The sequence below is a fragment of the Microbacterium sp. LMI12-1-1.1 genome, from assembly GCF_040676455.1.
GTDB lineage: Bacteria > Actinomycetota > Actinomycetes > Actinomycetales > Microbacteriaceae > Microbacterium.
Genome location: NZ_JBEGIA010000016.1, coordinates 143,261 through 157,218, shown reverse-complemented (window position 1 = coordinate 157,218; position 13,958 = coordinate 143,261). Strand labels below are relative to the sequence as shown.

Genomic DNA, 13,958 nt, shown 5'->3' with positions numbered 1-13,958 from the left:
ATCCGTTCGCCGAGCCTGTCGAAAACGGCCTTGCCCGTTCGCTGTAGGGATGCAACGGTTCCACTGACGGAAGGACGACGACCGTGAAGTACGTGATCATGTTCACCTCGACACCCGAGCTCGACGACGCGGTGCCGGAGGAGCGCCGCCAGGAGGTCTACGGGCGGATCTACGAGTGGTTCGGCACGAACGCCGACAAGATCGACGACTCGGGGGCGGAGCTGCATCCGGTCAGCACCGCGACGACGGTGCGGGCGGGCGACGACGGGCCCGTCGTCGCCGACGGCCCCTTCTCGGAGGCGAAGGAGGTCGTCGGAGGATTCAGCGTGATCGACGTCCCCGACCTCGACGCGGCGATCGCGCTCGTGAAGACCTGGCCCTCGCTCGAATTCCCCGGAGTCGCCGTCGAGATCCGGCCGATGGTCGTCGACTACAGCCAGTTCGAGTAATGCCCGAGCCGGATGCCGCGGCCGGGCCGGGCGCGGACGACCCGCGTCCGTCGTACGCTCGCGCCGCGGCATCCGATCGCATCCTCGCCGCGGTCGTGCGTGAGGAGTCGTCACGCATCACCGCGGCGCTCACCGTGTCGTTCGGCAGCTTCGACGTGGCGGAAGAGGCCGTCGCGGAGGCGGTCGTGGAGGCGCTGCGCGAGTGGCGGGCGCGGGGGATGCCGCCGAAGCCCGGAGCCTGGCTGATGCAGGCGGCGCGGCACAACGCACTCGACCGGGTGCGCCGGGAACGCGTGCTGCGAGACAAGGTCGCGCTGCTCGCACCCGCTCCCGTGGTCGGAGGGCCACCGGCCGACGAGCGCCTGCCGCTGCTGTTCGGCTGCTGCCACCCGGCGCTCGCGCCCGATGCGCAGCTCGCGCTCACTCTCCGCGCGGTGTGCGGACTCACGACGGCGCAGATCGCCCGCGCCACGTTCACGGCCGAATCGACCACGGGGCAGCGCATCTCGCGCGCCAAGCGCAAGATCGCCGAGAGCGGCATCCCGCTGAGGGTCCCCGAAGGGGCGGATGCCGCCGCGCGGCTCGACCTCGTGCTGACCGTGGTCTCGGTGATGTACAGCGAGGCCCACTTCGTGGCGGGGTCGGATGCCGCGGCCGACCGTGACCTCGCCGACGACGCGCTCTGGCTCGCCCGAGTGGTCGCCGAGGCGCTGCCGCGCGCCGCGGAGGCGCAGGGACTCCTCGCGCTCCTGCAGTTCCACCGGGCCCGCGAGTCCGCGCGATCGGTGGGCGGCGAGCTGGTGCTGCTGGCCGACCAGGACAGGTCGCGGTGGGACGCCGCTCTTCTTGGCGAGGCCCGCGCGTCGCTGGAGGGCGCGGCCCGGCTGCGGCACCCGGGACGCTGGCAGCTGCACGCGGCGATCGCGGCGTGCCACGCGGATGCCGCGGACGAGGCGTCCACCGATTGGCTGCAGGTCCTGACGCTCTACGACATGCTGCTCGCGTACGACCGGTCGCCTGTGGTGCGACTGAACCGCGCCGTCGCGCTGGCGCGCGTGGCAGGCGCCGGCGTCGCGCTCGCCGAGGTCGACGGGCTCGCGGATCCGCTGGCCCGTTCGCACCTGTGGCACGCCGTCCGGGCGTCACTGCTGCGCGAGCTCGGCCGCGACGACGACGCGCTCGCCGCTGACCTGCGCGCACTCGAGCTCACGGCGAACGAGGCCGAGCGACGCCTGCTGGCTGCCCGCGCGGGCGCATCTTCGGCTCGCTGAAGGCGGACTATCCGGCAGATCGGGCCTCGACCGGCATCAGGGCCTGCTCCACCAGCCGCTGCAGCGTGGTCATGCCGTCCCGCGACAGGATGGACTCCAGGTGCCCCTGCACCGATGCGAAGCCCTGCCCGCGCAGCGCGTAGACGTCGCCCGAGGCGTCCGCTGCGATCTCGGCCTCGCCGGCGCGCGTCGTGCCCGCGGGTACGCGGGCGGTGAACGTGTTGTAGAAGCCGATGGATGCCGGCATCCCGAACACGTCGACCGACTTCTGCAGCCCCTGGTGCGGTGCGTCCAGCGGTGCCAGGTCGATGCCGAACGTGTCGGCGAGGATCTGGTGGCTGAGGCACACGGCGAGGATCGGCCGGCCGCTCTCGCGCCGCCGCCCGACCACCTCGCGCATGCGCCGGATGCGGGGGCTGGACACATCACGCGGATCGCCCGGCCCGGGGCCTGACACGAGCAGCTCGGCGTCGTCGATCTGGGCGTCGGTCACCTCGTCCCACGGCGCGATCCGCACGTCGAGCCCGAGATGGCGCAGCTGATGGGCGAGCATCGTGGTGAAGCGGTCCTCGGCGTCGACGACGAGCGCCGACCGGCCGGCGAACGGCGCAGGCCCGTCCGAGCCCTGCGGGTTGAGCCAGAACTCCGCCAGGCGTCCGTTGCGGGAGGCCAGCAGCTCGGCGATCGCCGGGTCGTCCGCGAGACGGCGCGGCGCGGGAGCGGGGGCGTCCTCGTCGATGACGTCGGCGTCGGGCACGGCGACGACGGCGGCCTCGGCCGCAGCGTCACGGGGCACGGCGCCGATGGCGCCGAGCACGCCGGCGGCCTTGCCGTGCGTCTCGCCGACCTCGCCGTAGGGGTCGGAGTGGCGCACCAGCGTCGCCCCGACGGGAACGCGCAACCGGCCGTCCTGCAGATATGCGGTGCGGATGAGGATGGGAGCGTCGAGGTCATGGGTCGCCTCGCCGGCCGCGAGCGTCAGGCGGGGGGTGAACAGGGCGGCCACGCCCGAGTAGTAGCCCCGCGGGGTGCTCTCGTGCCGGGTGATGACCGTGCACGCGTTCTGCATCGGCGAGCCGGTCACGGTCGGCGCGAACATGGTCTCGCGGAGGATGTCGCGGGGATCCAGCCGGCTGCGCCCGCGCAGCACGTACTCGGTGTGCGTGAGTCGCGACATCTCCTTGAGATGCGGACCGGTGATGCGGCCGCCGTCGGAGCAGACGGCGCTCATCATCTTGAGCTCCTCGTCGACGACCATGAACAGCTCCTCGGTCTCCTTGGTGGAGCGGAGGAACTCGGTGAGCGTCTCGGCGGTCGCGCCGCCGGCGGGGTGACGGAACGTGCCCGAGATCGGGTTCATCGTCACGACGCCGTCGCGTGCGCTGACGTGCGCCTCGGGGCTCGCGCCGACGGCGACATGGCCGGGTGTGACGACCGCGAACGTCCAGTACGCGCCGCGCTCGTGCTCGAGCAGGGCGCGGAACCACGTGAGGGCGGCGGTGGCGGCATCCGTGGACACACCAGCGGTGAAGTCGCGGCGGATGACGAAGTTCGCGCCTTCGCCGCGTCCGATCTCGTCGGCGATCACCCGCCGCACGATGTCGGCGTAGTCCTCGTCGGCGATGTCGAAGCCGGCGCCCTCGAGCGCGACGGGCTCGGTCGGCAGCAGCGCCATGGTCTCGTCGCGCGGGAGCGAGGCTCGGTCGCGCACGACGAGGCAGCGCAGCGGGGCTCCGTCGTCGTGGCACTCGAATCCGCGCTCGCGCACCTGCCGGAACGGCACGAGCGCCAGCACCTCCCGCGGCGAGCCCGAGGCGTCCGTCAGCGGGATGTCGGCCAGCAGCTCGACGTCGACGACATCGCCGGTCAGCACCTCGACGGTGCTGTCGTCGCGCGCGATGAGCGCGAAGGGGATGCCGCTGGCAGCGAGGTCGCGAGGGGACATGGGGGCAGGCCCGGTCATGGTGTGTCGTCTTTCGTCGTGGGGCGGTGTCCCGTACGAAAAAGAAGACCGCCCATGGGCGGTCTGTGGTCGCGCGAACACACCGCCTATGCGGTGAGCCACCAGGAGAGGTGCGCGGACATGCGCCGAACCTACCACACGCGCGAATCGGTCACCGCGACGCATCCCGGCCCACTGTCCCCGGATTCGGCACCATACTGGGGCCGACCCGTTTGCCCGCATCCCCGCGCCGCGGAGGTACGCCATGACCCACCTCACGATCACCGACCGATCAGCCGAACCGGAGCAGCCGGATCGGCGGCCCCGACGGCGTCCCTCGATCGCCGACCGCATCCGAAACATGGGGGAGCAGCGCACGGGCGCGCTCCTGCTGGTGCTCGCGACGCTCGTCGCGATCGTCTGGGCGAACGTCTCCGCGACGTCGTATCACGACTTCTGGGAGACGCAGCTGACGATCAGCTTCGGCGACATCCATCTCGCGTTCACGCTGCACGCGCTCGTCAACGACGCGCTCATGGCGATCTTCTTCTTCACAGTCGGCCTCGAGGTGCGGCGCGAGTTCGCGATCGGGGAGCTCACGAGCTGGTCCCGCGCCATGATCCCCGTGGTCGCCGCGGTGGCGGGACTGCTGGTGCCGGCCGGGCTCTACCTCGCGATCGCGAGGGGGTCGGGATTCGAGCACGCGTGGGGGGTCGTGATCTCGACCGACACCGCGTTCCTCGTCGGCGCACTCGCGCTGATCGGGCCGCGCGCCTCTGGCAGGCTCCGGGTGTTCCTGCTCGCCCTCGCGGTGGTGGACGACATCGGCGCGCTGAGCATCATCGCCCTCTTCTACACCGACAGCTTCACACCGCTGCCGCTTCTCGTCGCTGCCGTCGGCCTGGCCGGGATCTTCTTCACCCGCTACGTCCCGCGTGGCCGCGGCCCGATCTACGCCACACTGTCGATCATCGTGTGGCTCGCCTTCCTCGCGTCGGGCGTGCACCCGACGCTCGCGGGTGTGGCGATCGCGCTGCTGATCCCCGTCTACCGGCCGAATCGGCGCGACGTCGAGCAGGCGCTCGAGCTCGCGCGGATGTTCCGCCAGTCGCCGAACAGCGAGTACGCGCGGCAGGCCGCCAACAGCCTCCGAGAGTCGATCTCGATCAACGAGCGCCTGCAGTCGGCGTACGCGCCGTACGTCGCCTACGTCATCCTGCCGCTGTTCGCCCTCGCCAATGCCGGCGTCGAGATCTCGGGGCCGATCCTCGTGGCCGCCGCGCAGTCCCCGGTCACCTGGGCCATCGTCGTCGGTCTCGTCGTGGGCAAGTTCGTCGGCGTCTTCGGCGCCGCGGCCATCATGAAGGTGTTCAAGCTCGGCGATTTCGGACTGGGCCTGACGCTCGACCGCATCGCGGGCGGCGCGATGCTGTGCGGCATCGGGTTCACGATCTCGCTCTTCATCATCGACCTCGCGATCGAGGACCCCGACGTGCAGAACGAGGCGCGCGTCGGCGTGCTGGCGGCGTCCGTCCTCGCCTTCGTGCTCGCAGCGATCGTGTTCCGCATCTCGGACGCACGGCGGCCCGACGACGACGGGGGACGCGCTCTGGTGCGGCCGGTCGACCCCCAGCGCGATCACATCTACGGTGACGTGAACGCGCCGCTCACGATCGTGGAGTACGGCGACTTCCAGTGCCCCTTCTGCCTCAAGGCGTCGGGCTCGATCGAGGAGGTCCGCAAGGAGCTCGGCGACCGCCTGCGCTACGTGTGGCGACACGCGCCGCTGGAGCGCCAGCACCCGAACGCCCTGGCGGCGGCCGAGGCCGCGGAAGCCGCGAACCTGCAGGGGAAGCTGCCGGAGTTCTCGCGGAGCCTGTTCGCAGATCAGGACCACCAGCTCCCGTCCGACATCATCCGCCGCGCACGCGACCTCGGTCTCGACGTCGATCGCTTCGAAGACGACCTCAGCTCGCCGAAGGTCACCGCCCGCGTGCGCGACGACATGCTGGATGCCGAGGCGATGGACATCACGTCGGTGCCGACGTTCTTCATCAACGGCGTCCGTCACGTGGGCCCCTACGACGCGCAGACCTTGATCCGCGCGCTCACCGGCTCGGAGCCGGGGGCGCCCGCTGCACCGTCGCCGGCCGCGAGCGAATGAGCCCGGCGGGGGACGAGCGATCCCGTCCCGCCCCGCGCTCTCACGGTCCGGTCGCGGCCACTCAGCCGATGCCCTGCACCGACGCGTAGGCTGGAGCACGTGCCAGCCGTCAATCTCGGGATGCCCAAGGTCCCCGAAACGCTCGCCCCCCGTCGCAAGACCCGCCAGATCAAGGTGGGCAAGGTGCTGGTCGGCGGCGATGCGCCGGTGAGCGTGCAGTCGATGACCACGACGCCGACCACCAACATCAACGCCACGCTGCAGCAGATCGCCGAGCTCACCGCGTCGGGCTGCGAGATCGTGCGCGTCGCCGTGCCGTCGCAGGACGACGCCGACGTGCTGCACATCATCGCGGCGAAGAGTCAGATCCCGGTGATCGCCGACATCCACTTCCAGCCCAAGTACGTGTTCCAGGCCATCGATGCCGGCTGCGGCGCGGTGCGCGTGAACCCGGGCAACATCCGCAAGTTCGACGACCAGGTCGGCGCGATCGCCGCCGCCGCGAAGGCTGCCGGGGTGTCGCTCCGGATCGGCGTCAACGCCGGCTCGCTCGACCGGCGCCTGCTCGAGAAGTACGGCAAGGCGACTCCCGAGGCTCTCGTCGAGAGCGCTGTCTGGGAAGCGTCGCTCTTCGAGGAGCACGACTTCCACGACTTCAAGATCTCGGTCAAGCACAACGACCCGATCGTGATGGTCAAGGCCTACCGGCTCCTCGCCGAGCGCGGCGACTGGCCCCTCCACCTCGGTGTGACCGAGGCCGGACCCGCGTTCCAGGGCACGATCAAGTCGGCGACCGCCTTCGGCATCCTGCTCGCGGAGGGCATCGGCGACACGATCCGCGTGTCGCTGTCGGCCCCGCCCGCCGAGGAGGTCAAGGTCGGCCACCAGATCCTGCAGTCGCTGAACCTGCGCGAGCGCAAGCTCGAGATCGTGTCGTGCCCGTCCTGCGGCCGTGCCCAGGTCGACGTCTACACGCTCGCCGACAACGTCACCGAGGGCCTCAAGGACATGACGGTGCCGCTGCGCGTCGCGGTCATGGGCTGCGTCGTCAACGGACCCGGGGAGGCGCGCGAGGCCGACCTCGGCGTCGCCTCGGGCAACGGCAAGGGACAGATCTTCGTGAAGGGGCAGGTCATCAAGACCGTGCCCGAGGCCGACATCGTCGCCACCCTCATCGAGGAGGCCAACCGTCTCGCCGCCGAGATGGGCCCGGACGCCGCAGTCGGCACGGCGCAGGTCGTCACGTCCTGATGGGCTTCGGCCGGCTGTCGGCCGTGCAGCGGGATCGGGTCGACGAGTGGCTGCCCGGAGCCGAGGCCGTCGCCGACCTCAGCTGGAACCAGGTGGAGACGGTCGTGCTGCGGGTGCGGCACGCCGGTCGCGAGCTGATCGTCAAGGCGTCCGGCGACGGCGACCACCATCTCGGTCGCGAGCTCGATGCGCACGAGGGCGGCTTCGTCGCGGTCTGGCAGCAGAGGGGCCACGCGGCGCGCCTGGTGCACTCCGACCGTGCGGCGCGGGTGCTGGTGCTGGAGTGGGTGCCGGGTGAGCTCGCGTACCGGACGCCCGCGGGCGGGGACCCCGAGGTGCACCGCGGCGCGGGTGAGCTGCTGCGGCGGTTCCACGACCAGGCTTCCCGCCCGTCGGACGGAGCGGATGCCGCGGCCACGCGTCGCGCTCTGCTCTGGCTAGACACGTCCGACGCCATCACGCCGGAGGTGCAGGCACGGCTGCGACACGCGCTCGACGCTCTGCCGCCGATCGACGCGGACCTCGTTCCCACGCATGGCGACTGGCAGCCTCGCAACTGGCTGGTGGACGCCGGCGTGGTCCGGGTGATCGACTTCGGCAGGTTCGCGTTCCGCCCCGCCGCGACCGACTTCGTTCGGCTCGCGGCGCAGGAGTGGCGTGAGAACCCGGCGTGCGAGACCGCCTTCTTCAAGGGCTACGGTCATGATCCGCGGCTCGGATCCGGCACGTCCGAGCGAGCCTTCGGTCCGTCGCACTGGCTTCTGCTGCGGCTGCGCGAAGCCATCGGCACCGCCTGCTGGGCGCATCAGGTGGGGGACGAGGAGTTCGAGGCGCAGGGCCACCGCATGATCGCCGACGCGCTCGCCGAGTTCGAGCGCTGACGGCCGTGCTCGCTCCGAGAGGCGTGGCATGATCCGAAGATGGCTCTCGACCGGATCGCCCTCATCTCCGACGTCCACGGGAATCTGACCGCTCTCGAAGCGGTGCTCGACGACATCGCCGGCCGCGGCATCCGCCGGATCATCAACCTGGGCGACAACGTCGGCAAGGGCCCGCGGGGCGGCGCCGCCACCGAGCGCGTGCGCGACGTGTGCGAGGTGAACATCCGCGGCAACTGGGACGACTTCATCGGCACCGTCGGTGACGACCAGCCCGAGGAGATGCGGTGGTGGCGTGACGAGCTCTCCCCGGAGCAGCGGCGCTGGCTGGGCGGGCTGGCGCTCAGCCACGACCTCGTGATGAGCGGGCGGCGGATCCGGCTGTTCCACGCGTCCGCCGAGAGCCCACACGTGCGGGTGCGGTTCCGTCACACCGACGAGGAGTTCGACGGCATGTTCCGCGCCACGCAGATGACCGGGGACGGCCCCGAGCCGACCGTCGTGGGCTACGGCGACATCCACGACACGTATCTCGAGTCCCGCGACGGTCGCACCCTCTTCAACGCCGGCAGCGTCGGCAACCCGCTCGACGAGCCGACGCCGAGCTATGTGATCCTCGAGGGTGTGCTCGGCGCGTCCGAACGGGCGCCGTTCGAGGTGCGCTTCGTGCGGGTGCCGTACGACGTCGACGCCGAGGTCGCGGCGGCGCAGGCCGTCGGCATGCCTCGGCGCGACGTCTGGGAGGTCGAGCTCCGCACCGCCGTGTACCGCGGACGGCAGGGCGCGTGAGCGCCGCCGCAGGCCCCGCGCCGACCGAGCCCGCCGCGCCGCTCTCGCGGCCGATCGTCGCCGGGATCGTGACTGCGCTCGTCGGAGTCACGAGCTCGTTCGCCGTCGTGCTGACAGGTCTCGACGCCGTCGGGGCGACGCGCGCGCAGGCGGCGAGCGGCCTGCTGGTGCTGTGCCTGACGATGGGCGCCTCGGCGATCCTGCTCGCCTGGCGGTACCGGATGCCGATCACGGTGGCGTGGTCGACGCCGGGAGCCGCCGTGCTCGCCGCCACGGGCTCCGTCGAGGGCGGCTGGCCCGCGGCCGTCGGGGCATTCCTCGTGACGGCTGGCCTCATCCTGCTGACGGCGCTCTGGCCGCAACTAGGACGGCTGATCGCCCGGATCCCGCCGTCGATCGCCCAGGCGATGCTCGCGGGTGTGCTGCTGCCGCTGTGTCTCGCGCCGGTCACCGGAGTCGTGCAGAACCCGTGGGGCGTCATCCCCGTCCTCCTCACCTGGCTGGTGTTCGTGCGCGTGGCGCCGCGCTGGGCGGTGCCGCTGGCGTTCGTCGCGGCATCCGTCGTCATCGGCGTGCATGTCGCGGTCACCGGCGCGACGATCGACCCTGCCCTGCTGGTGCCGCGGCTCGAGTTCACGGCGCCCGTCTTCACCGTCGGAGCCGTCGTGGGTCTGGCGCTGCCGCTCTTCCTCGTGACGATGGCCTCGCAGAACGTCCCGGGCGTCGCCATCATGCGCAGCTTCGGCTACGAGGTGCCCTGGCGGCCGGCGATGCTCGTCACCGGCCTGGGCACCGCCCTCGGAGCGACCGCGGGCGGGCACGCGATCAACCTGGCGGCGATCAGCGCGGCGCTCGCCGCGGGGCCGGAGGCCGACCCCGATGCGAAGCGGCGCTGGGTCGCCGGGGTGTCGACGGGAGCCGGTGGCATCGTTCTCGGTGGCCTGTCGGCGGGGCTCGTCGCCCTCGTGGTGGTCTCTCCGGATGCCGTCATCCCGGCGGTCGCCGGCATCGCGCTGTTCGGCGCGTTCGGTTCGGCCGTGCAGCAGGCGATCGATGACCCGGGGGAGCGGCTGCCTGCCGTGGTGACGTTCCTGGTCGCGGCGTCGGGTGTGGCGATCGCGGGCGTCAGCGCGGCGTTCTGGGCGCTGGTCGCGGGACTCGTCGTGCGCGAGGTGCTCCACGCGGGACGCCGCTCGCGCTGACGGGCAGACAGCCGGCGTCAGTGGAGCGTGCCGCCGGGCATGCGCGCGTCGGCGGTCACGGCGAGGCTGGTGCGTACGGCGATCTCGAGCGCCCGGGCGATGTCGGCGAGCGGAAGAGCTGCGGAATCGGATGACGGGGCGTGCTCTGCCGACCAGGGAACGTGGACGAATCCCGCTCGGGTTCCGGATGCCGCCGCCTCGAGCGCCGTGAAGAAGACGTGGTTGCAGACGAACGTGCCCGCCGAGTACGACACCTCCGCGGGGATGCCGGCCGCGGCGATCCGCCGTGCGATCTCCTTCACCGGCAGCGTGGCGAAGTGCGCCGCCGCGGCCCCTGGCACGCTCGGCACGTCGACCGGCTGCTCTCCGACATTGTCGGGGATGCGGGCGTCCACGAGGTTCACGGCGACGCGCTCGACCCCGATCGCGGCGCGTCCACCCGCCAGGCCGGCCGCGATCACCACGTCCGGCCGGTGGTCGGCGAGCAGCTCTCGCAGGCGGCCTGCGGCGCCGGTGAACGTCACCGGCAGTACGGCCGAGACGAGCACCTCGGGTCCCTCCCAGCGGGAGGCGACACGGTGGACGGCCTCGCCCGACGGGTTGGCGGCGTCGCCTCCGAAGGGCTCGAACCCGGTCAGGAGCACGGTCGTCGTCACGACACCAGGCTAGGCGGTCGGCTCCAGAACGATGGATCCCGTCGCGATGGAGGCGCTCCTGAGACGCAGCCGCACCGTTGATCCCGGGGCTGCGTCGAGCCCGGCCACCTTGGCGGTCACCGGTGGATCCGTCAGCTGCACCCGTGCGCCGTCGTTGCGTCGGCCGAGCACCACGGCCTCGAAGGCCTGCCCTTCACGTCGCGACAGCAGTGCCGCCTCGACCCGGTCGAGGGCGGCGGCGTCCAGCCGGTTCGCCACTCCATCGCTGCGTGCCATGAGCGGGGGAAGCGTCGGCAGGCTCTCTCGCGCCCACGACGGCACCTCGCGCTGATTCGCCAGCGCTTCGCACACCACGAGCGACCACCGGTCGACCAGCCGGCGCAGGGGAGCGGTGGCGTGGGCGTAGGGCGCACCGATCGCCGCCTGCAGCGGATCGGCGGGCGCGCTGCCGTCGAAGGCCACGTAGCCGGCGCCCCGGAACAGACCGGCCGCGGCGTCCAGGATCGCGAGCGCGGCCGGGCGATCGCGATCCAGCGAGCGGAGGTAGTCGCCGTACGAGACGCCGGCTGTCCAGGGGATGCCGAGTGCCACGGTCTGCGCCCGGAACGCAGCGACGTCGTCCGGATCGGCGGCCGGCATGGTGCGGAGGATGCCGACTCCTCCGCGCAGCATGAGGTCGGCCGCGGCCGTGCCCGTCAGCAGCGACAGCTGTGCGTTCCAGTCCTCGACCGCGAGCGGGCCGTCCCGTTCGAGGCGGTAGCCGGAATCGTCGGCGACGATGCGGGTCTCGGGCACGTTGAGGCTCACGCCGCCGCGCTCCGCCTCGCGTTCCCGGCGCAGCGGCCCGAACCAGGCCAGCGCCTGCAGGGCATTCGGCGCGGTGCCCGCGTCGATCGCGGTCTGGGCATCCATGTAGGTCCACTGGGCGCGCGAGCGGATCACCGCGCGGCGCAGGGTCGTCTCGACCGGCCGTGCGCCGTCGTCGAGCACGAATCGCCACACGAACGCGCGCCGCTCGCGCCCGGGCAGCAGCGAGGCGGCGTCCTCGCTGAGGGCGACCGGATGCAGCGGAATCCGGCCGTCGGCCGCGTAGAGCGTCTGTCCCCGCAGGCGCGCCTCGCCGTCGACGGCGCCGCCCGGCGTCACGAACGCCGGCAGGTCGGCGATGGCGTAGTGGACCACCGCACCGGTGGGCGTGCGCTCGAGGTGGAGCGCCTGATCGAGATCCGTCGAGCCCGCCGGGTCGATCGTGAGGAACTCGATGTCGCGCAGGTCGTCGAGCTGCGCCGCTGCCGGATCGGCAGGGACGCTGCGCACCGCTGCTGTGCCTCGGCCTCCACCGCCGCCGGGAAGCCATCCGGAAGGTCGAGCTCGGTCCGCAGCTGCGAGAGCGACTCGGTCAGGTCGTCGTGGGCCCGCGCGGGGACCACTCGGGGGCGACGTGCGGGCACCCGCTCAGTGTAGGCAGACGCCGGTCCGAGCGCGCGGCGCGCGGAATGACGTCACGCCCCTTCGGAGCGCCACACGGTGGGATATGAACCATCTGCGGGAACGCGGACACTACAGGGTATGGACGATGATGACGCCTCCCTCTGGGAGCGGGTCCTGACCGGCGACGAGGCCGCGCTGGCAATGCTGTTCGACCGCCACGAGGCACGTCTCTTCCGTCATGCCCGCCGGCTGCTGACCGCGCGAGAGGATGCGAAGGATGCGGTGACCATCGGATTCTTCGAGCTCTGGCGCAAGCGCGAGTCGGTCCGCCTCGTGGACGGTTCGCCACTCCCGTGGCTGCTCAACACCGTCTCGAACTGCGCCCGCAATCTTGAGCGCTCCGGCCGCCGCTACCGGACGCTCCTCGCTCGGACGCCTGTCGCATCGAACCCGGGAGCACCGAAAGGCCCGGACGAGACCGGCGTGCTCGCCGCCCTGAAGAGGCTTCCCGCCCGCGAGCAGAGCGTCGTGGTGCTGACCGTCCTCGAGGGCTATCCCGACCGGGCGGCGGCCGAGACGCTCGGCATCCCCGTGGGCACCGTGAAGTCGCGGCTCGCCCGAGCCAAGGCCAAGCTGCGCGAAGAGATGGCTTCGATCGAGGGAGCATGGGCATGAACGACGACCTCACCCCGTACGAGCAGTCCGAGATGCGCGACCTCGTGCTCGCCGGCGCACAGCGCATCCGCCCGGCGGGGAGACACCGCATGCAGCTGGTGGCCGGTGCGGTGGCACTCGTCCTCATCGGCGTGGTGAGCGGCGGTGCCATCACGACCGCCGCGCTGCTCGGGTCCGACGCCCGGCCGGCGCCCGCGCCGACGACGAGCGAGACCCGGCCGGCGCCGTCTCCGTCGCCGACCCCCGAGACGACCCCCGCCCCCACCCCGACGCCGTCACCTCCCACTCCGGTCGTATCAGCAGCGGGCGTCACTCCCTTCGCCGGCGAATGCGCGAACGCGCTCGACGAAGCGAGCGTGGAGGCGGTCGCGAAGATCGACATGATGCTGTCGGACTACCGCTGGAAGACGGGCGCGAACGAGGTGCTCGGGGGAATCGACTGCGTCTGGGTGTCGGACGGCGTCTACCTGGCGGCCACCGCACACCTGATGGCCTATCCCGAGGCCGTGGTCGACGACGCTCTGCAGGCGGGCACCGCGACCGGGTGCGCGCCCGTCACTGAGGACGGAACCCAGGTCGAATGCACGGAGGCGGGCGTCGTGGGCGGCACATGGATGGTCGTCCGGGCGGCAGGCGAGAAGGATTCCGTGACGGCGCCGGGTGTTGCCGGACTCTTCGCCGAGGCATCGCGCCGCCTGGCCGATCACCCGGCCCCGACTCCCGCCGCCCGTACCGCCGAGTGGTGGGCGCTGCCCGACTGCGCCGCGATCGTCGCATCCATCGACCCGGCCGTGTACGGCTTCGAGCGGGTGGCACTGCTTGCCCAGAGCAGTCGCGGCGAGGCGACCGAGCGACTGGAGGGGGTCGCGCTGTTCGCGGGCGCCGCGAGCTGGTGCGAACTGCACTTCACATCGGGGAGCGGAGATACGACCTCAGGCGAGGTGGTCCGCGTCGACGTCGTCCCCGGCGGCGCGATCGCGTTCCAGACGGCGCTCGACGCGGCGGACGCGCAGCCGGTGACGGTCGACGGGGCAGAGGCCGCCGTCATCGCGCCGGGGCTCGACCGCTACGAGGGGTCCGGCTCCGTGGTCGTCGCGACCGATGGGGTCAACGTCCTCATGGTGACGCCCGATTTCATCCGGAGCACGACCGACGCGCTCCCGCTCACCGCGGCGGTGCTCGCGCTGATGCGTCCTTGACCCCGGCACCTCGGCAGGTCTACCTGACTCCATGACGCGGCCAGGGCCACC

The 13,958-nt window shown here is 72.0% G+C and carries 12 protein-coding genes; 9 read left to right on the top strand and 3 right to left on the bottom strand.

The features are described 5' to 3' along the window. Nucleotides 1–83: 83 nt before the first annotated feature. Nucleotides 84–449 carry a YciI family protein gene (locus tag MRBLMI12_RS18825; RefSeq protein ID WP_349426964.1) on the top strand — a complete coding sequence of 122 codons (366 nt, stop codon included), beginning with the start codon at nt 84–86 and terminating at the stop codon, nt 447–449. Continuing rightward, nucleotides 449–1,720: an RNA polymerase sigma factor gene (locus tag MRBLMI12_RS18820; protein ID WP_363357761.1), complete on the top strand. Its 1,272-nt coding sequence runs from the start codon at nt 449–451 to the stop codon at nt 1,718–1,720. The genes MRBLMI12_RS18825 and MRBLMI12_RS18820 overlap by 1 nt, the downstream gene beginning before the upstream one ends. Nucleotides 1,721–1,727: 7 nt before the next feature. On the opposite strand, the gene MRBLMI12_RS18815 is transcribed toward MRBLMI12_RS18820, so the two are convergent. Beyond that, the gene (locus tag MRBLMI12_RS18815; protein WP_363357760.1) at nt 1,728–3,683 is read right to left on the bottom strand and encodes an anthranilate synthase family protein; all 1,956 of its coding nucleotides are present in this window, start codon (nt 3,681–3,683) and stop codon (nt 1,728–1,730) included. A gap of 244 nt (nt 3,684–3,927) precedes the next feature. Here MRBLMI12_RS18815 and nhaA point away from each other — a divergent pair, with 244 nt between their 5' ends. The 5 genes from nhaA to MRBLMI12_RS18790 all read left to right on the top strand — a co-directional run bounded on the left by nhaA (nt 3,928) and on the right by MRBLMI12_RS18790 (nt 9,946). Next, nucleotides 3,928–5,826 carry a Na+/H+ antiporter NhaA gene (nhaA, locus tag MRBLMI12_RS18810; RefSeq protein WP_363357759.1) on the top strand — a complete coding sequence of 633 codons (1,899 nt, stop codon included), beginning with the start codon at nt 3,928–3,930 and terminating at the stop codon, nt 5,824–5,826. Nucleotides 5,827–5,925: 99 nt separating this feature from the next. After that, nucleotides 5,926–7,077, top strand: a complete 1,152-nt coding sequence (gene ispG / locus MRBLMI12_RS18805; protein ID WP_204260065.1) for a flavodoxin-dependent (E)-4-hydroxy-3-methylbut-2-enyl-diphosphate synthase — start codon at nt 5,926–5,928, stop codon at nt 7,075–7,077. Next, entirely contained in the window at nt 7,077–7,958 is an 882-nt protein-coding gene (locus MRBLMI12_RS18800; protein WP_363357758.1) for an aminoglycoside phosphotransferase family protein, read from the top strand. The genes ispG and MRBLMI12_RS18800 overlap by 1 nt, the downstream gene beginning before the upstream one ends. Before the next feature lie 39 nt (nt 7,959–7,997). Beyond that, nucleotides 7,998–8,744, top strand: a complete 747-nt coding sequence (locus MRBLMI12_RS18795; protein ID WP_363357757.1) for a metallophosphoesterase family protein — start codon at nt 7,998–8,000, stop codon at nt 8,742–8,744. Further along, nucleotides 8,741–9,946, top strand: coding sequence for a benzoate/H(+) symporter BenE family transporter (locus MRBLMI12_RS18790; protein WP_363357756.1), 1,206 nt, complete (start codon nt 8,741–8,743; stop codon nt 9,944–9,946). The genes MRBLMI12_RS18795 and MRBLMI12_RS18790 overlap by 4 nt, the downstream gene beginning before the upstream one ends. A gap of 17 nt (nt 9,947–9,963) precedes the next feature. On the opposite strand, the gene pcp is transcribed toward MRBLMI12_RS18790, so the two are convergent. Together pcp and MRBLMI12_RS18780 are read right to left on the bottom strand one after the other, a co-directional pair. Beyond that, nucleotides 9,964–10,602: a pyroglutamyl-peptidase I gene (gene pcp, locus MRBLMI12_RS18785; RefSeq protein ID WP_363357755.1), complete on the bottom strand. Its 639-nt coding sequence runs from the start codon at nt 10,600–10,602 to the stop codon at nt 9,964–9,966. A gap of 9 nt (nt 10,603–10,611) precedes the next feature. Further along, entirely contained in the window at nt 10,612–11,919 is a 1,308-nt protein-coding gene (locus MRBLMI12_RS18780) for an RNB domain-containing ribonuclease (protein ID WP_363357754.1), read from the bottom strand. 252 nt (nt 11,920–12,171) lie between these two features. On the opposite strand from MRBLMI12_RS18780, the gene MRBLMI12_RS18775 reads away from it, so the two are divergent. Together MRBLMI12_RS18775 and MRBLMI12_RS18770 are read left to right on the top strand one after the other, a co-directional pair. Beyond that, on the top strand, nt 12,172–12,708 hold the full coding sequence (locus MRBLMI12_RS18775; protein WP_363357753.1) for an RNA polymerase sigma factor: 537 nt from the start codon (nt 12,172–12,174) through the stop codon (nt 12,706–12,708). Then, nucleotides 12,705–13,907, top strand: coding sequence for a hypothetical protein (locus MRBLMI12_RS18770; RefSeq protein WP_363357752.1), 1,203 nt, complete (start codon nt 12,705–12,707; stop codon nt 13,905–13,907). Before MRBLMI12_RS18775 ends, MRBLMI12_RS18770 begins: the two co-directional genes overlap by 4 nt. Nucleotides 13,908–13,958: the final 51 nt, after the last annotated feature.